Annotated in this window: 17 protein-coding genes and 1 other annotated feature; of the genes, 11 read left to right on the forward strand and 6 right to left on the reverse strand. The window is 33.5% G+C overall.

Annotated features, from left to right (window positions below):
- Positions 1–43: 43 nt before the first annotated feature.
- From H9L18_RS03485 to H9L18_RS03500, 4 genes are read right to left on the reverse strand one after another with little or no spacing between them, the layout of a single operon-like run.
- Complete coding sequence (locus H9L18_RS03485) at positions 44–832, reverse strand: energy-coupling factor ABC transporter ATP-binding protein (protein ID WP_126790997.1); 789 nt, start codon at positions 830–832, stop codon at positions 44–46.
- A gap of 8 nt (positions 833–840) precedes the next feature.
- A complete protein-coding gene (locus tag H9L18_RS03490) occupies positions 841–1,692 on the reverse strand; it encodes an energy-coupling factor ABC transporter ATP-binding protein (protein ID WP_126790995.1) in 852 nt (283 codons plus the stop codon).
- The gene (locus H9L18_RS03495; protein WP_126790993.1) at positions 1,680–2,438 is read right to left on the reverse strand and encodes an energy-coupling factor transporter transmembrane component T; all 759 of its coding nucleotides are present in this window, start codon (positions 2,436–2,438) and stop codon (positions 1,680–1,682) included. The genes H9L18_RS03490 and H9L18_RS03495 overlap by 13 nt, the downstream gene beginning before the upstream one ends.
- A gap of 4 nt (positions 2,439–2,442) precedes the next feature.
- Entirely contained in the window at positions 2,443–3,042 is a 600-nt protein-coding gene (locus H9L18_RS03500) for an ECF transporter S component (protein WP_126790991.1), read from the reverse strand.
- Between the two features lie 179 nt (positions 3,043–3,221).
- Between H9L18_RS03500 and H9L18_RS03505 the strand changes: the two genes are divergently transcribed.
- Complete coding sequence (locus H9L18_RS03505; RefSeq protein ID WP_126790989.1) at positions 3,222–3,782, forward strand: CD3072 family TudS-related putative desulfidase; 561 nt, start codon at positions 3,222–3,224, stop codon at positions 3,780–3,782.
- Between the two features lie 50 nt (positions 3,783–3,832).
- On the opposite strand, the gene H9L18_RS03510 is transcribed toward H9L18_RS03505, so the two are convergent.
- A complete protein-coding gene (locus H9L18_RS03510; protein ID WP_126790987.1) occupies positions 3,833–5,188 on the reverse strand; it encodes an aspartate kinase in 1,356 nt (451 codons plus the stop codon).
- Between the two features lie 342 nt (positions 5,189–5,530).
- Between H9L18_RS03510 and H9L18_RS03515 the strand changes: the two genes are divergently transcribed.
- The 10 genes from H9L18_RS03515 (at position 5,531) to H9L18_RS03560 (ending at position 17,206) form a co-directional block, all read left to right on the forward strand.
- Complete coding sequence (locus H9L18_RS03515; RefSeq protein WP_126790985.1) at positions 5,531–7,255, forward strand: septation ring formation regulator EzrA; 1,725 nt, start codon at positions 5,531–5,533, stop codon at positions 7,253–7,255.
- 124 nt (positions 7,256–7,379) lie between these two features.
- On the forward strand, positions 7,380–8,531 hold the full coding sequence (locus H9L18_RS03520) for a cysteine desulfurase family protein (protein ID WP_126790983.1): 1,152 nt from the start codon (positions 7,380–7,382) through the stop codon (positions 8,529–8,531).
- A gap of 12 nt (positions 8,532–8,543) precedes the next feature.
- Positions 8,544–9,761, forward strand: coding sequence for a tRNA uracil 4-sulfurtransferase ThiI (thiI, locus tag H9L18_RS03525; RefSeq protein WP_126790981.1), 1,218 nt, complete (start codon positions 8,544–8,546; stop codon positions 9,759–9,761).
- 182 nt (positions 9,762–9,943) lie between these two features.
- Positions 9,944–10,606 (forward strand): redox-sensing transcriptional repressor Rex, encoded by a 663-nt coding sequence (locus tag H9L18_RS03530; protein WP_126790979.1) that lies wholly within the window; start codon positions 9,944–9,946, stop codon positions 10,604–10,606.
- 78 nt (positions 10,607–10,684) lie between these two features.
- The gene (gene tpx, locus H9L18_RS03535) at positions 10,685–11,176 is read left to right on the forward strand and encodes a thiol peroxidase (RefSeq protein WP_126790977.1); all 492 of its coding nucleotides are present in this window, start codon (positions 10,685–10,687) and stop codon (positions 11,174–11,176) included.
- Between the two features lie 42 nt (positions 11,177–11,218).
- Positions 11,219–11,423 (forward strand) — a binding site (T-box leader).
- Between the two features lie 58 nt (positions 11,424–11,481).
- Entirely contained in the window at positions 11,482–14,121 is a 2,640-nt protein-coding gene (locus tag H9L18_RS03540; RefSeq protein ID WP_126790975.1) for a valine--tRNA ligase, read from the forward strand.
- A 22-nt stretch (positions 14,122–14,143) separates the two neighbouring features.
- Positions 14,144–15,433 (forward strand): bifunctional folylpolyglutamate synthase/dihydrofolate synthase, encoded by a 1,290-nt coding sequence (locus H9L18_RS03545; protein ID WP_126790973.1) that lies wholly within the window; start codon positions 14,144–14,146, stop codon positions 15,431–15,433.
- On the forward strand, positions 15,434–16,090 hold the full coding sequence (locus tag H9L18_RS03550; protein WP_126790971.1) for an HAD family hydrolase: 657 nt from the start codon (positions 15,434–15,436) through the stop codon (positions 16,088–16,090).
- Positions 16,091–16,158: 68 nt separating this feature from the next.
- Positions 16,159–16,833, forward strand: coding sequence for a RadC family protein (gene radC, locus H9L18_RS03555; RefSeq protein WP_126791319.1), 675 nt, complete (start codon positions 16,159–16,161; stop codon positions 16,831–16,833).
- 172 nt (positions 16,834–17,005) lie between these two features.
- Positions 17,006–17,206: a cold-shock protein gene (locus H9L18_RS03560; RefSeq protein WP_126790969.1), complete on the forward strand. Its 201-nt coding sequence runs from the start codon at positions 17,006–17,008 to the stop codon at positions 17,204–17,206.
- 61 nt (positions 17,207–17,267) lie between these two features.
- Here the strand turns inward: H9L18_RS03560 and H9L18_RS03565 are convergent, their stop codons facing one another.
- A complete protein-coding gene (locus tag H9L18_RS03565; protein ID WP_126790967.1) occupies positions 17,268–18,431 on the reverse strand; it encodes a hypothetical protein in 1,164 nt (387 codons plus the stop codon).
- Between the last annotated feature and the right edge of the window lie 72 nt (positions 18,432–18,503).

An 18,503-nucleotide genomic window follows, 5' to 3' on the forward strand; every position in this document is an offset into this window, starting at 1 on the left:
TTAAGAAAATTCTCAGTCACGCTGAAATTATTTTCTCAAAAAATCATAGTTCCTTAGCCAAATCATCCATTGTTAGGACTTCAGAATCAACCGAATATAAGGAAGAAAGAAGTTTTGGTACAAATGGTTGATCGAGTCCAGATGATTGAAGCAACTCTTCGTTATAAAAAATACGTTTAGTTGAGTCATCTGCAATTACTTTAGTTTCTTTTAAGACAAGGGCACGCTTAAAGTTTTCTGCAATAAACTCCATGTCATGAGAAATCATAAGAACTGTTGTCTGTTGGTTATTTAGATAACTTAATATATTTTTCAAAATTTCTTTTCCTTTCTTTTCTTGTCCTGCTGTTGGTTCATCGAAAATAATATATGTTGGTTTTTGAAGAATAATACTAGCAATTGTTATAAACTTACGCGTTGACCAAGGCAAGTTATAAGGATGACTATCTAAATGATTCTCTAGTTGGCACAAAGAAACAACCTCATGAAAGAATTCTTTATCAGGGTAATCTTTATGGGGATAACTAATCTCTTTTTCCACAGTGGATAAAAAGATTTGATCATCTGGATTTTGAAAGACATAACCAATTAGAGATGCTTTTTCCTTATTTTTTAAAGGATAAATCTCTTTTGAATCGATGGTAACAGTCCCATGTTCAGGATTGAGCAAACCACAGCACAATTTAGCAAATGTGCTTTTACCAGCACCATTTTCTCCGATAATAGCTGTTTGTTCACCGCGTTCAATCGTAACGGAAACATCTTGTAACGCCCAATCACTTTCTTCATTGTATCTATAAGATACGTGTTCAAAACAAATTGCTTCTTTCATTTTAAAACCTACTTTCTATCTCGATAAAACAGTAAGACTTCTTCAATTTCTTGTTGCTTTGTTGGGAGAAAATCAAGAGAATATGTCTCTTTAAGTAACTGGCCCAACGCCAATATGTTTGGCATTTCAACGCCAAACATAGCCAATCGATCGTCTAAAAAGGCAATCTCTGGTTTGTCATCGACAACTATTTTTCCCTCATGAATAATTAAAATTCGAGTTGCATATTCATAGAGAAGGTCTATTTTGTGCTCAACTAAAAAAATAGTTTTTCCATTTTTTTGATTCTCTTTTAGTAGAGAGAAAATTTCTTTTGTTGCAGCTGGATCAAGTTGTGAGGTTGGTTCATCAGCAATTAAAATCTCAGGATTCATTGCAAGAACAGAACCTAGCGCAACTTTTTGTTGTTGTCCTCCTGAAAGATACAAGGGGTGCTTATCTTGAATCGATGTTAATCCCAAATCAGTCAGAGTACGTGTCACATTATTTATTATTTTTTCCTTAGGCAAACCTAGATTTTCTAAACCAAAAGCCATCTCTTGAAATACAGTTTCTTCAATACCGCTCATCTGTGTGAAAGGATTTTGAAAAACATAACCAACTAAATCAGCGATATCAGAAAGACGTTTCATTTCATGAATCTTTTTTTCAGCCAATGTAATCTGTCCAGAAAATTCTCCCTTATAAAAAAGTGGAGCAAAACCCCTTAATGCATGACAAAAAGTTGTTTTTCCAGAACCGTTTTGACCAACAATTCCGATGAACTCTCCCTTTTGTGCTTCAAAAGATAGGTCATTTAAGACGGGTTCTTCAGATAAAGGATAACTATAAGTTAGGTTATCACAAGTTATATAGGCCATATGGATACCACCTTTAGTAAGATTAAAGAAGCACTACCTAAAAGAGATAAAGTAATAACCCATTTATCATAAGCATGCTTTTTAAAAGAATTTAAATAAACTTTTTTATGGGGTGAAAAAAAAGCTCTCGTTTCAAGGGTTAAGGCTCTTTCTTCCGTTGACATTAATGAACTTAAAATTAATGGTGTAATCGTTGGTAAAAAGGCTTTTAACCTAGTTGAAATACTACCACTCATCTCAATTCCACGAATTTTTTGAGCTTGCATAATAGCTTTAGAGCGCTGAATAATTTGTGGTACTAACATCATAGTAGCGAGTAAGACGTAAGTAACAGACTTAGGGACACCAATTTCTTCTAATGCTATAGTGAAATCTTTCACTTTAGTAACGTGAAAGAAAAGCAAAATACAACTTGAAATTAGGCATAACCTAATAAATAAATTAACAGCAAAACTAATGGACTCAGTTGATATTCGGATAATGAACCAAGAAAATAAAATATGTTCTCCCGGTTTAAATAAAATTTGCATAAGAAACATGGGAAGAAATAATAATAAAATAGTAATTAATATTTTATTGATAAGCCCTAACTTATTTGGCACAAGTAAAAAGAGTAAAATAAGAATAATGAATAAACTTATAATGACTTTTTTCGTTGGAAATAAATTAATTAAAAATAATAAAAATGTCATAACAGATGCTTTAGTTAGCGGATGGATAGTCTCAAGAGTATTGGTTGTTTTCATACGTCTATTTTTTTCTGCTGTTGATGTAGATTGGTCCACAAGGGTATTTGATCAACAAGCGATCAGGCATGCTTTTTACGACCAATAAGCTTAAAATAATAGAAAGAGATTTATCTGCTAAGTTTGAAATAAAGACAACACCAAAAATGGATTTAACCATTTCTTGACCGTTTGCTAAAAGAGTTGCAATAATTAAAGAAGAACCATCTCCAGTAATACCACCGTAAAATGTAATACGAACAAAACTACCAATAATAGCAACAAGTAAACCAGTTATTAACATAGCTAAAAGAGATTTTGGAACAGATGTGAAATATCCTTTTTTAGAAAAGATACCAACAGCTGTTGCTAAACCTAAACTAACTAGAATAAATGCAAAATAACCTGGACTTGTGATCATACTAACAAGTTTACCTGCAAGAGCGGTAGAAATACCTACCCATGGACCTGCAAGAACACTACTTAGTATCGTGCCAATTGTATCAAGATGCAAAGGTAATTTTAGTGCGCTATTAATTTGACCTCCAATAAAATTGATAGCAACGCCAATCGGGATTAATAAAATAGTCATTGAGTTAAAATCTTGTTTAATCTTATTAAACATAACAAAACCAACCTTTCAAAAATAAATGTTTTTATTTATATAAAGTTGATCTTCAAAACACAACTACTTTATTAAATTTTTGGGTTTGATTGTTAAAAAATTCCTCCTCTGCTATTATTTGATTAAGTAATGTATTTTAAAGAAAAACAATACATACAACGTTAAAAAAGGAGAAAGATATGAAAAAGATACTATATGTTGCTCATTGTTTGTTAAATCCTTCTGCCAAGTTGCAATCAGAAGAAGCATCTCTAGCAGCTGAAGACAAGCTTAGAAAAGAAGTCTTAATCAAAGCAATCGAGCAAGACATCCACATTGCTCAGCTTCCTTGTCCAGAATTTACTCTTTATGGACCAAGAAGATGGGGACATGTGAAAGATCAATTTAATAACCCTTTTTATAAAAAACATTGCGTCTCTATATTAACACCTATCTTAGATGAAATGGAAGCGTATTATGAAGAAAAAAGTCTTTTTGATATTATTGGTATTATAGGAGTTGATGGGAGTCCAAGCTGTGGTGTGGACTGTACCTACCGTTCTCATTGTTGGATGGGAGAATTTTCAGATAGAGAAAGCCCTTTAGAAGACGATTTAGCGTCTATTAGACGAGTGGATGAAAAGGGTGTGTTTATGGCTGTTTTAGAGGAAGAGTTAAAGAAGAGACACCTAGAAATTCCGTTAGTTGGGTTATACGCTCCAGAAAAAGAAAAAGTACTATCATTATTTGATGTGGAGTAAATTTAAAAGCATGATTGTGATTTTTTGATCATAATCATGCTTTTATTAAATTATTTGGCCAAGCAAAAGAACTCATAGTAAAGAGCTTTAATAGCGTCTTTTTCATTCGCGTCATCAATCGCAAATAGAATACTGACCTCAGAAGATCCCTGAGAAATCATTTCTAAGTTGATGTGATTTCTTGATAGAGCTGAAGTAGCTCTTGAAGCTACCCCAATGTTATTTCGCATGCCTTCTCCAACAAGAGCTATCATAGAAATGTTATGTTTAACAATAATTTCATCTAAATCAAGAGTTTCTTGAAGTCTCTTGATTAACTCAGCTTCAAGAGAGTTATTTAACTGATCTTTTCTTAAAATAATTGTAATATCATCAATTCCAGAGGGAAGGTGCTCATACTGTAATTCTAAATCTTTTAGTATTTTTAAAACGGAGTAGCCAAAACCTAATTGTCTATTCATTAAGTATTTACTAATATAGATACTTGTGAAACCAGAGTCACCAGCAATACCGACAACTGCCTCATTTGAAGTTGTTCTTTTTGAGGAAATTAAAGTACCTGGAGCACTTGGATTATTAGTGTTTTTTATAACAACAGGAATATTAGCTTTAAAGGCAGGCATTAAAGCTTCATCGTGTAAAACTTTAAAACCAGAATAACTTAGTTCTCTCATCTCACTAAAAGTTAATTCCTTAATGGCGTGGCAATTAGGGATAATCCCAGGATGAGCAGAATAAATAGCATCTACATCAGTAAAATTTTCGTAGAGATCAGCTTTAACACCTGCTGCAACAATGGAGCCAGTTACATCAGAACCACCTCTTGAAAAAGTACAAATATCATTATTTTCAGTTATACCAAAGAAGCCAGGAATAACGGCTACTTTATCTAATTGTCGTAAGTTATATAGCTTTTCATAGGCTTCTTTTTTGATAATCGCATCTCCAGGAATATCTTCAACTAATAGACCAGCCTCTTTTGGATGAATGTACTGAGCAGGCAAACCGTTGCGGCTAAAAAATTCAGCTATTAACATCGCATGGCAATTTTCACCACTTGATTTAAATAAATCCATGATTCTAGGAACGGAAACATAAGTGGTTTCTTTTAGGGAAGATAGAAGATGTTTGATTTCAGGAAGAGCTGTTTTTAAATTTAGTTCACGGCTTATCTCTTCATAGCGATGTATAATATCTTCTTCAATCTGAGTTGTATTTTGTTTATTTAAAAAGGTTTCAGCATATTGAATAAGTAGGTCAGTGACTTTCGTGTCTGATTCTACTCGCTTTCCTGGTGCCGAAACAATAACGAACCGTCGTTCAGGATCGGCTTTTACAATAGAAAGAACTTTTTGTAATTGTGTTGTATTTGAAAGAGAACTCCCACCAAACTTTGTCACCTTCATTTTAAAAACCTCCAAAATTAAAAATTGATTAATTTATACGATACAGAAGAGAATAATGAATTGCAAGAAAATCTAAAAAGTAAGATGAAAAAAGATGAAAATTTTCTTAAGAAGGTGAATTTAAGTGATTTTTAGATGAAAAAAAAGGAGGTTTTAGTAATTTATTAGTGATACAAAGAAGCGAATGTGATATAATCTTTCTTAGATGTAAATTTTCTAATAATGAGATTGATTGCAAAGATAGACAAGCTTCAAGAGGACCGAAAAAGGAAAACTTTGATAGCTGTTTTTTTCTGGTGAGACGAAAGGGTAGTGGTGAATAACATTAATGGAGGAAATTTCATGAATACTAAACTTTGGTTATGGCTTTTACTAATTGTTGTAATCCTTGCTGTTGCAACGTATTTGGTAGCTTTTTTTATGAGACGAAAAAATCAAGATCGACTGGAGGAGTTAGAAAAACGTAAAATTGCGTTATTTGATCTACCAGTTCTAGAAGAAGTTGATAGCGTCAAAAAAATGCACTTAGTAGGCCAAAGTCAAAATACTTTTAGAGAATGGAACCAAAAATGGATTGACATTTCTACCATATCATTTGCTGAATTAGAAAGCCTTATTTTTGAAATTGAAAATTTAAATGAAACATTCCGCTTGATGAAAGTTAAAGATGCGATTGAAGAAGCAGAATTAACTCTTGTAAACATGGAATCTGAAGTCGAAGAAATTCGAAAAGGATTAAGTGACTTAAAAGAAAGCGAAGTAAGAAACTCTGAAGCAGTTCAAGAAGCTTTAGATGCGTATGAAGCAATCAGTGAATCAGTTACATCTGACTCTGATAAATACGGTGTTTCTTATAAAGAATTAGAAAAACAAATTCAAAATGTTGAACGTGATTTTACACAGTTCGTTGCTTTAAATACTGCTGGCGACCCAATGGAAGCTCGTACGGTATTAGAAAAAGCTGAAAAGAGAACTTATGAGATTCAAAAAGTAATTGATGAAGTACCACCATTGTTTGAAACTTTGGATAAAGTCTTCCCTAAACAATTGAAGGAAATTAAAGATGGTTATGAGTCGATGAAAAAAGACCATTATGTCTTTGAAAATGACATCGTTCAAACAAACGTTGATAAATTAGATGGCAAGGTACGTTCTACTTTAATGAATTTAGAAAAATTAGAAGTAGAAAATGTTGGGAAATTAAATAGCGAAATCGCTAAAGAAATTGACCAATTATATGATGTGATGCAAAAAGAAATTGAAGCACGTCACTATGTGAATGAAAACAAAGCGACTTTAGTTAATTTCTTAGAACATGCAGATAAAAACAATCATTTATTATTAATTGAATTAGATACAGTCTCTCAAAGTTATGTGTTAAACAACAACGAATTAGGTAAAGTTCGAGGCTTCCAAGCACAAATGGAAGAAATGCAGAAAGAATTCGATGCAATAGAAGACAAATTAAAAAACAAAAAAGCAGTATTTTCACAAGTAGCTGCATTTTACCGCGAGAGTCTAGATCAATTAAAAGATATCGAAGAAGAACAAATCGAAACAGGCCAATCTATCAAGGACTTTGCTCCTCGTGAGAGAGATGCCATTAAGAAGATCGATGACTATGAATTAGAGTTGCGTACATTGAAGAGACATATTGAAAAGCAACGTTTACCTGGAATACCAAGTAGCTACCTAGAATTTTTCTTTGTAGCTGGTGAAAGAATTGAGGAATTAAGCCGCGAGCTTAATAAGATTAGAATAGATATGAATCATATCGATCGATTAGTTGGTTTATGTGAAGAAGATATTGCCACATTAAACGAAAAAACAAATAACTTAATCGATAGTGCTGCTTTAACAGAGCAAATGATTCAATACGCTAACCGTTTCCGTTTCTCTCATCCAGAAATCAAAAACGCGATTGATCGAAGCTTAAGTTTATTCTCGAGAGAACATCTTTATCAAGATGCTTTAGATACTATTTCTGAAGCGATTGAAAGAATCGAACCGGGAGTAACAGAGCGCATTAGAAAATATTATTATGATAATAAAGATAATATGATTTAAACAGTAGCCTAGTCTACTGTTTTTTTCTGTAAAAAAATAAGATTCAATAAAAATTGAGTTTGGTTGATGAAAATGAGACTAGGCGTTATAATGAAACATGAATTTTTAGAAATGAGTGACTAAAATGATTTATTTTGATAATAGTGCGACAACAGCTATCGATAAAAGTGTATTAGAAACCTATAAACGAACCAGTGAAAGATTTATTGGGAACCCATCCAGTCTACACCGATTAGGAGAACAGGCAAATGTGCTACTAGATAAATCTAGAGATCAAATTGCCACACAATTGGGTGTCAAAAAAGAAGAATTATACTTTACGAGCGGGGGAACAGAAAGTAATAATTGGGTGTTAAAAGGAACAGCAATCGAAAAACGACCTTTTGGAAATCACTTAATTATTTCGTCAGTCGAACACCCTTCAGTAACAGAAACAGCTAAACAATTGGAAAGCCTTGGCTTTGAAGTAAGTTATATTCCTGTATCAAAATCAGGTGAAATTAATGTTTCTGAACTTGAAAAGCTAATTACAGACCAAACGATTTTAGTTTCAACAATCGTGGTGAATAGCGAAGTAGGTGTAATTCAACCGATTAAAGAAATTAGTTCTGTACTAGAAAACTATCCATCTATTCACTATCATGTAGACGCTGTTCAAGCAGTGGGTAAAATACCAACAGAAGACTGGTTAACAGATCGCGTTGATTTCGCTAGTTTTTCTGCTCATAAATTCCATGGACCAAGAGGTGTCGGGATCCTTTATTGGAAAAAAGGTAATAAGTTAGCACCACTTTTAACAGGCGGTGGACAAGAAAATAATAAACGTAGTACAACAGAAAATACACCAGGTATTGTAAGTACTGCTAGAGCCTGTCGATTATTATTTGAAGACGAAGACTTAAAAGTAAAACATATTAAAAGAATTCGTGATTACATTGCCGAGAATGCGGCAAAATTTTCAAAAGTAACTATTTTTTCACCAGAGGAAGAAAGACTTCAAGCTCCTCACATTTTATGTATGGGACTTAAAGGAATTAGAGGCGAAGTGTTAGTACATGCCTTTGAAGAAAAAGAAATTTATGTATCCACAACAAGTGCCTGTTCAAGTAAAAAGAAAATGTCTAGTAGTACTTTACAATCAATGGGAGTACCAAGTAAACAAGCAGAAACAGCTATTAGAGTTAGTTTAGATGAAAAAAACACATCGGCTGAAGCAGAACAATTTTTAATTATCTTAAAACAGTTACATGATAAATTTGAAAAAATTAACGGGTAAAAGGGAGAACGTATGAAATATACTGAAATTATGGTTCGCTACGGCGAGTTATCAACAAAAGGAAAAAATAGACGTTTGTTTATTAGTCAATTATCAAATAACGTTAAAAAAAGCTTACATGAATTTGAAGAAATTAAAATTCAAGCTGACCGAGATAGAATGCATTTGATATTAAACGGGGCAGATAGTGATAAAGTGATGAGTCATTTGGGTTCGATTTTTGGTATCCAAAGTTTTTCACCTGTTATCCGAGTTGAAAAAAACACAGAAGTCATTTGTCAAACAGCTGTTAAAATGGTAAAAGAAATCTGGACAGAAGGACAAACCTTTAAAGTACAAAGTCGTAGATCAGATAAGCAATTTATTTGGGATAGTAACGATATGAATAGGGAAGTCGGTGGAGCTATTTATCACGGTATCCCTGGTATCGAAGCTCAAATGATTAAGCCAGATATTCGAGTTGATGTAGAAGTTAGATATGAAGCAGCTTACCTTTCTTGTTTGACTATCTTTGGTCCGGGGGGCTTACCTGTTGGATCAAGTGGTAAGGGAATGTTAATGTTATCAGGCGGAATCGATTCTCCTGTCGCAGGTTATTTAGGAATGAAACGAGGAGTAGAAATTGAAGCAGTCCATTTCTATAGCCCACCCTATACAAGTGAAAAAGCATTACAAAAAGCTAAAGATTTAACAGTTAAGTTAACACCTTATGTTGGAGGTATTCAATTTATTACGGTTCCATTTACTGAAATCCAAGAAGAAATTAAGCGTTCCATCCCTTCTGGTTACTGGATGACTGTGACTAGACGATTCATGTTACGCTTGACTGATTTAATCCGTGAAGAAAGACATGGTTTAGCCATTATTAACGGCGAATCATTAGGCCAAGTAGCCTCTCAAACAATGCATAGTATGTTGGCTATTAATGAGGTGACTACAACACCAATTATTAGACCCGTTATTACAATGGATAAAAGTGAAATCATTGAAATTGCCGAAGAAATTGATACATTTGAGTTAGCGATTCAACCTTTTGAAGATTGCTGTACGATTTTCGCTCCACCAGAACCAAAAACAAAACCAAAATTAGAAAAAGTTCTTCAATACGAAGAAAGATTAGATATTGAAGGAATGCTAGAGAGAGCAATGGCTGGAATTACCATTGAAGAAATTAAATCAAGTGATAATTTTTTAAATGAGACCACAGAAGCTATGGATGAATTATTTTAAGTAAAATTAGAAAGAAATGAGGTATAGATGAATTATCTATCCTCATTTCTTTGCTTTTAGGCACATACAATTTTAACTTAACTTACTTTTTTTGTGCTATTTTCACAAATTCATTGAAATGTGAAAACTTCCGTGATACACTAAATGTGAAAACAGTCACAATTAGGACAAGGAGTGTAAACATGGGTAATATAAAAAAAAATCATACCATTCCAAAAGCAACGGCCAAAAGAATCCCTTTGTACTTTCGTTATTTAAAAACCTTAGATCAAAGTGGAGTCAAGCGAATTAAATCAAAAGAGTTTAGTAAAATGATTCAAATTCCTTCAGCTACGATTCGTCGTGATTTTTCACATTTTGGCGAATTAGGACGTAGTGGGTATGGTTATGATGTTCCCTACTTAATTCAAGTGTTTAGTAATATTTTAAACACCGAAATCGAAAAACGCATTGCGTTAATTGGAGTAGGTAATTTAGGAAAAGCACTGATTAACAATAATTTTCGAAATAATACTAACTTAAATATTGTAGTCGCATTTGATGCAAATCCTGAGTTAATCGGCCAAACAATCAATGGCGTACAAATTGAGGATATCGAAAAAGTGGGAGAAATTATCAAGAAAGAAGCTATTTCAACAGTTATTATGACTGTTCCAAGTGGCAAAGCGCAAGAAGTAATTGATTCAGTTGTGGAAGCTGGCGTTACGGCTATCTTAAATTTTGCTCCAAGAAGACTACGTGTTCCACATAACGTACAAGTTCAATACATTGATTTAACAACGGAACTTCAAACATTAATCTATTATGATGAAAACTATAATCATCCAGAACTAGAAACTATCTAAAACTCAAGCATCTCTTTTGTCTTTATTCTTCTTATTCTTTATACTAAAGGAAGAATAAAGATAAGGGAGTGTTTTTTTATGCAAGTAACATTAAAAGGTCAACCATTAGAATTAAAAGGAAATCAACCTGTCACAGGTGAAAAGGCCGTTAACTTTTCTTTAGTAGATTTAAACGATTCAACAGTCGAATTATCAGATTTATTAGCTAAACCATTAGTCATTAGTGTGGTTCCAGATATTGATACAAGTGTTTGCGCGATTCAAACGAAACGATTTAATCAAGAAGCAGCTTCAATGGAGGAAATCAATTTCGTAACTATTTCAAATAACTCAAAAGAGCAACAAAGTAATTGGTGTGCAGCTGAGGGCGTTGATATGATGATGCTTCGTGATACTGATTTAGCTTTTGGTAAGGGATACGGTTTATATATTCCTGAAATTAATCATTTAGCCAGAGCAATTTTTGTTATTAATCAAGAAGGTGTAGTGACTTACGAAGAAATCGTTCCTGAAATTGCTCAAGAGCCAGATTATACAAAAGCAATTGAAGCAGCAAAAACTTTGATTTAAGTTTGACGAAAAATGTGTTTCATTGTAAAATGAGTGAAATAAGAAAATGCTTAGATTAAGAGGAGTAGCACTTGTGAGAAGCAAATAGAAAGAAAACCCACTGGCTGAAAGGTTTTCCTTTAAAGAGTGTGAAGGTTGCTTAGGAGCTGAAAGTTTTTTTCGATTAGTGATCGTTAACTCACTTTTAAGTGACAGTGTTTTTTAGCACTGTAATCTAGGTGGTACCGCGTGTAAATTCGTCCTAAAGTAGAAATACTTTAGGACTTTTTTTATTGCCGAATGTTAAATAAGAAAGGAAAGATATTATGACAGAAGAAAAAAATTTAGCACCTAAATTTGATCCGACATCTGTTGAAAAAGGTCGTTACCAGAAATGGTTAGACAAAGATGTTTTTAAACCTAGTGGAGACAAGAGCGCACCAGCTTACTCAATTGTTATTCCACCACCAAACGTAACAGGTAGACTTCATTTAGGTCATGCATGGGATACAACACTCCAAGACATGATTATCCGTCAAAAGAGAATGCAAGGATTTGATACTTTGTGGGTACCAGGAATGGACCACGCCGGGATTGCAACACAAGCCAAAGTAGAAGAAAAGTTACGTAGTGAAGGATTAACTCGTTATGACTTAGGCCGTGAAAAATTTGTTGAGTCAACTAAAGAATGGAAAGAAGAATACGCAGGCCATATCCGTGAGCAATGGGGTAAATTAGGGCTATCAGTAGACTACTCTCGTGAGAGATTCACATTAGATGATGGATTATCAGATGCTGTTAAAAAAGTTTTTGTGAAATTATACGAAAAAGATTTAATCTATCGTGGGGAGTATATTATTAATTGGGACCCTCAAGCAAAAACAGCTTTATCAGATATTGAAGTTATCCATAAAGATGTTGAAGGTGCTTTTTACCATATGTATTACCCTTTAGCAGATGGAAGTGGCAAGTTAGAAATTGCAACAACTCGTCCAGAAACAATGCTAGGAGATACTGCTGTTGCAGTCCATCCAGAAGATGAACGTTATAAAGACTTAATTGGTAAAAAAGTTATTTTACCTTTAGTAGATAAAGAAATTCCAATTATTGCAGATGAATACGTGGAAATGGATTTTGGAACAGGTGTTGTTAAAATTACACCAGCCCATGACCCTAATGACTTTGAGGTAGGTAATCGTCATAATTTACCACGTGTTAATGTAATGGATGCTAGTGCTGTGATGAATGAAACAGCTGGTAAATATGCTGGCATGGACCGTTTTACAGCTCGTAAAGCCGTTGTAAAAGATTTAGAAGAATTAGGTTTGATGAAGGAAATCGAAAAACATGTTCATAGTGTTGGACATTCTGAAAGAACAGGCGTTGTTGTTGAGCCAAGACTTTCAACACAATGGTTCGTTAAAATGAAACCTTTAGCTGAAATGGCAATTAAGAATCAGGAAACTGACAATAAAGTTGATTTTTATCCACCGCGTTTTGATCAAACCTTCTTAACATGGATGGAAAATGTTCATGATTGGGTTATCTCACGTCAATTATGGTGGGGACATCAAATTCCAGCATGGTATCACAATGAAACTGGCGAAATGTATGTAGGAGAAGATGCACCGGGCGACATTGAAAACTGGACTCAAGATGAAGATGTTTTAGATACATGGTTCTCAAGTGCATTATGGCCATTTTCAACAATGGGTTGGCCTGATGAAGAATCAGAAGATTTCAAACGTTATTTCCCAACAAGCACACTAGTAACAGGCTATGATATTATTTTCTTCTGGGTAAGTCGTATGATTTTCCAAAGTTTAGAATTTACTGGTAAATCACCATTTGAAAAAGTATTAATGCATGGGTTAATTCGTGCTGAAGATGGACGTAAAATGAGTAAATCTTTAGGTAACGGAATTGATCCAATGGACGTTATTGATAAATACGGTGCAGATGCATTACGCTGGTTCTTATCAAACGGCTCAACACCAGGACAAGACATGCGATTTAGTTATGAAAAAATGGATGCTTCTTGGAACTTTATCAATAAAATCTGGAATGCTTCTCGTTTTGTTATCATGAATTTAGAAGGATTTAACTACGAAGATGTTAATCTAGATGGTGAAAAAACAGTTGCTGATAAATGGATTTTAACTCGCTTAAACGAAACAATTGAAAAAGTAACTTATTTCTTCGATCGTTTTGAATTTGGTGAAGCAGGACGTCAATTGTATAACTTTATCTGGGATGACTTCTGTGATTGGTATATTGAGATGAGTAAAGAAATTCTTTACGGAGAAGATGAAGCTCAGAAAAATATGACACGCAGTATCTTAACGTATACACTAGATAAAATCTTAAAATTATTACATCCAATTATGCCGTTTGTAACAGAAGAAATCTGGGAAAAAATTCCTCATGAAGGTGAGTCACTTGTAACAGCTCCTTATCCAGTTGTTGTACCAGAATACACTGATGAAACATCAGCAAGAGGGATGGAAGTTCTACAAGAATTAATTCGTGCCGTACGTAACATTCGTGCTGAGGTTAATACACCAATGTCTAAACCAATTACCTTACTCATTAAAACAAACGAGAAAAAGGTAAACTTATTCTTTAATGAAAATACAAAATACATTGAACGTTTCTGTAATCCAGAAGAGTTAGTTATTGCTGAGAGTGTTGACGCACCTGAGTTATCAATGAGTGCTGTCATTACAGGAGCAGAAATTTTCTTACCATTAGAAGATTTAATCAACATTGAAGAAGAAATTAAACGTCTAGAAAAAGAATTAGATAAATGGTCTAAAGAAGTTGAACGCGTTCAAAAGAAATTAAGCAATGAACGATTCGTTTCAAGTGCTCCAGAAGCCGTTGTTGAAGGCGAGAAAGCAAAAGAAAAAGATTATTTAGAAAAACAAGCAGCTGTTACAGAAAGAATTAATCAATTAAAAAAATAATCAAAGCATAGGTGGTTGAACAATGAATTATGAAGAAACTGTAGCCTGGATTCATGACCGCATCAAATTTGGTATTCGTCCAGGATTAATTAGAATTAATGAATTATTAGATCGTTTAGATAATCCACAAAATAAGTTAAAAACGGTACATATCGGCGGAACCAATGGTAAAGGATCCACGACCACGTTTCTTCGTTGTTTATTGGAAGAGCAAGGCCTAACAGTTGGAACATTTACATCTCCATATATTGAAAGCTTTAATGAGCGAGTAGCAATTAATGGACAACCTATTCCAGATGAAGATTTGGTTGAATTAGTAAAAAAAATCAAACCTATTGTCGATGAGATGGATACAGTAGAAGAGCTAAAAAATGCGGTTGAATTTGAAATTTTAACGGCGATTATGTTCCAATACTTTTTAGAAAAAGAAGTCGATATCGTTTTAGTTGAAGTTGGACTGGGTGGAAGATATGACTGTACAAATGTCATCACACCTCTTGCTTCAGCTATTACAACAATCGGTTTAGATCATGTGGATATCTTAGGTGATTCTATTGAAGAAATTGCTAGTCAAAAAGCAGGAATTATTAAAGAAAATGTTCCTATTGTCATTGGAAAAGTTGAAGAAGCAGCCCTTAAAGTTATTAAAGAAGAAGCTGCTAACTTGAATAGTCCTGTTTTTCAGTACGGAGAAGAGTTTACAAGTAAATACATTCAACCTGATGAAAGCTGGGGAGAAATTTTTAACTTTAGGTCTCAGGAGTTAGATTTATCTCATTTAAAAATTAGTTTACTTGGAAAACACCAAGTCGATAATGCCAGTGTCGCTATAGAACTATATTCAATTGTATCAAAAAGCTTAGGACTTCCAGTTACTGGAAAAGATATCCAAAAAGGTTTGAAGAAAGCTTTTTGGCCAGGACGAATGGAAAAAATATCAGATGAACCACTAATTGTTTTAGATGGTGCTCATAATGATCATGCCATGCAAGTGTTGGTTCAAAATTTAAAGACAGAGTTTAAAGGTCAACACATTCATACAATTTTTGGAGCGTTATCCACAAAAGATATTGCTTCTATGATTAAGGATTTAAAGACAGTTCCAAATCTTGATTTAAAAGTAACGACCTTTGATTATCCAAAAGCTTTTACCAAAGAACAGTATGAAGAGTTAGGTTTAAATGCCTATAATAGTTGGCAAGAAGCACTAGCTGAAACTCTTGAAGAATTAACAGGTGATGACTTAGTTTTAGTAACTGGTTCTCTTTATTTTATTTCTCAAGTAAGAGAAACACTTTTAGGAGGAAATTAATTGAAAACATTTAACGGTGTCATTTTTGATATGGATGGTTTAATTTTTGATACAGAAGCTATTTATTGTGCGAGTAATGTTGAAATGGCTAAAGAATTTGGTTTAAAAGAGTATGACGAAGCTTATTACCGAACGGAAATTGGTTTAAGTGAAGAGCATGCTTTTGAAAAATACTTAGCAGATTATAGTTATTTACCGAAAGAAACAATTCAAGCCTTTTTTGATGAAAGTCGTAATAAAGTCAGAAAAACATTTAAAGAAAGTGGAGCACCTTTAAAACCAGGTGTAGTAGAGTTATTAACTTTTCTAAATGAGCAAGAAATTCCTTGTATTGTTGCTTCAAGCAATACAAGAGATGCCATTGACCAGTTGTTAACCAAAGCCAATTTAACTAATTACTTTATTGATACTGTTTCAGGTGATGAAGTTACTCATGCGAAACCACATCCTGAAATTGTGGAAAAAGCTGTGGAAAAGCTTGGAACTAATCCAAGTGAAACAGTTATGCTAGAAGATTCCTTAAACGGTATTAGAGCTTCTTATTCAGCTAACGTACCAGTGATTATGGTTCCTGATTTAATTGAACCAGATGACGAAGCTTTAGAGAAAGTATATGCTGTTAAAAAAGATTTATTTGAAGTAAAAAACTTATTCTAAAAAATTAAAAATTGTCCTACCTTTTTCGTATCTTACATAGAGAGAAGAAGGGAGGACTTTTTTTGTCATTGTCAGTCAAAGAATATCACGAAGAACTTCAACCAAGAGAAAGATGTAAGAAATACGGGGCAGAAAGTCTAACGCATCAAGAGTTACTAGCTATTATTTTAAGGACAGGTAATAAAACACAGAATGTATTGGAATTAGCCAATCAAGTGCTAGTTAATTTTGACAACTTGTTTGAATTAAAAACGGCGAGCATTGAAGAGCTGACCAAAATAGATGGTATAGGAAATGTAAAGGCAATTGAGCTTCAGGCAGTGATTGAGTTTGGTAAACGTTTGGCACTTAGTCATAGAGAAAAACTAGGAGTCATTGTCTCCAGTCATGAACTCGGACAGCAATTAATTAAGGAAATGAAGGATTTTCAACAAGAACATTTACTTGTGTTATATTTAAATACGAAAAACGAGGTATTAAAAAGACAAACGGTATTTATTGGTTCATTAAATCAATCTGTCGCACACCCTCGAGAAATCTTTAGAATTGCCGTAAAATGTTCAGCAGCTAGAATCATAATTGTCCACAATCATCCATCTGGAAACCCTAATCCCTCTAAACAAGACATCGCTTTCACACATCGTTTAGTCGAGTGTGGTAAATTGATGGGAATTGAGGTTCTTGACCATTTAATAATAGGTGAAAACAGCTATATCAGCTTGAAAGAAACTGACGTAATTTAAACAAAAACGTTTACTTACAGACTTGCATTTACATAATAGTTGCGTTATGATTGAATTGTAATTTGGTTTTGGGATTCAATAGAAGTTGTAACAAATGTTTCAACCACCTCTATCGACCGAAAGCAAGTATACAAAATATTATTTAGTGCTTATGGCACGAGGAGGAAAAACAATGGCTCAAGGAACAGTAAAATGGTTTAACGCTGAAAAAGGTTTCGGATTTATCCAACAAGAAGAAGGAAATGACGTATTCGTACATTTCTCAGCAATCGAAGGTGACGGATTCAAAACTTTAGAAGAAGGTCAAGCAGTGAACTTTGAAGTCGAAGAAACTGATCGTGGACCACAAGCAGCTAACGTAACAAAAGCTTAATTTAAAATTTAATGAATAAAAAGTGTAAGTAGCTTGTCTACTTACACTTTTTTTGTTGATTCTATTTATAACTTTCCATACCAGCTGCTTGATGAAAAATAACTTCTCCTTGATAAGTAACATCAAGATTGTTGTAAAGAGGAGTATCCCCAGAAACGGGTCCTAAAAGCTGTTTAAATTCATGTTCTTTTCCTGTTGGAATAACAACGTTTTTTTGATAGCGAACAGGAATATCCTCATCAACATCTGATAGACTTGAATTTTTATTTAAAGCAAGTTCTTCTGCTGATACTTTAATATTATGATCAGACGTATTTTTAATCGTTAAAGTATAGAACATACCAGGGCCATCAGTTCCATCTTGTACCATAGTTGCTGACATATCAGATTTTGTTGCGACAGGTCCTTCTAAATCTTCTTTGTAGATATACTCAGTACTAATGACTTCCCAGTTTTCATTTGAAGCGACATATTTCTTTTCCAAATGGCCATTACTATTAACTCTGAATTGATAAGTCATTTTTTTATGAGCACCTGTTGGCACAGGTAAGTATTGAGAAATGATTAAGTAACCATCAACCATATCTGATTGAAATTCTGAATTTTTATTTAATCCTTCTTCAGTAGCACCATTTTGAATTAAATAGTTTTTAATCCAAGTAATAGCTTGTTCTTCTGTTAGATTTTTAGGGTCAATAACTTCTTTTTTGGCTGCTTCAACTTCTGCTTGTTTATGATTCTCTTTATTTTCTTTTCCAATAACTACTAACTTTTCTACTAACTTTTGATAATCTTTAAAAGTTTTGTCTAATTCTTTTTTTGACCACGAAAAATTATTTTCTGCTGGAGAAATACGAGTGACTTTATCTTTGTCAACTTTGAATGTCATAGTAGACCCTGCAGTTCCTTGACCTAAAGTAAAACCATCTTTTTCTTTGGTGAAAGTGACATTTCCTTCAGGCTCTTTTGTAATAAAGTAAAATAAATCATCGATTGATTGTTTATTATCTTTAGCTTCTAAATAAATAGAGAGATAACCAGCAGCTGCATAATCTTCATCGGTAAATAGAGTCTTTTCTATTTCTTTTGAAGAGGTACTTGTCTTTGTTTGTGAGACACTCGTACTTTCAGTCGTCTCTTTTGATTCGTTATTTGTCCCCTTTTGTGAGCACCCAACTAATGTGAGTAATGATAAAACATAAACCATCCCTTTAAACGCTTTCATTTTTCATTCCTTTCTTTTAACTGTGTTATTTATTTCCTTTTTCATCATATCAAATAATTTAATCTATTTATA

Source organism: Vagococcus carniphilus, from assembly GCF_014397115.1.
In the GTDB taxonomy this organism is placed as follows: Bacteria; Bacillota; Bacilli; order Lactobacillales; family Vagococcaceae; genus Vagococcus; species Vagococcus carniphilus.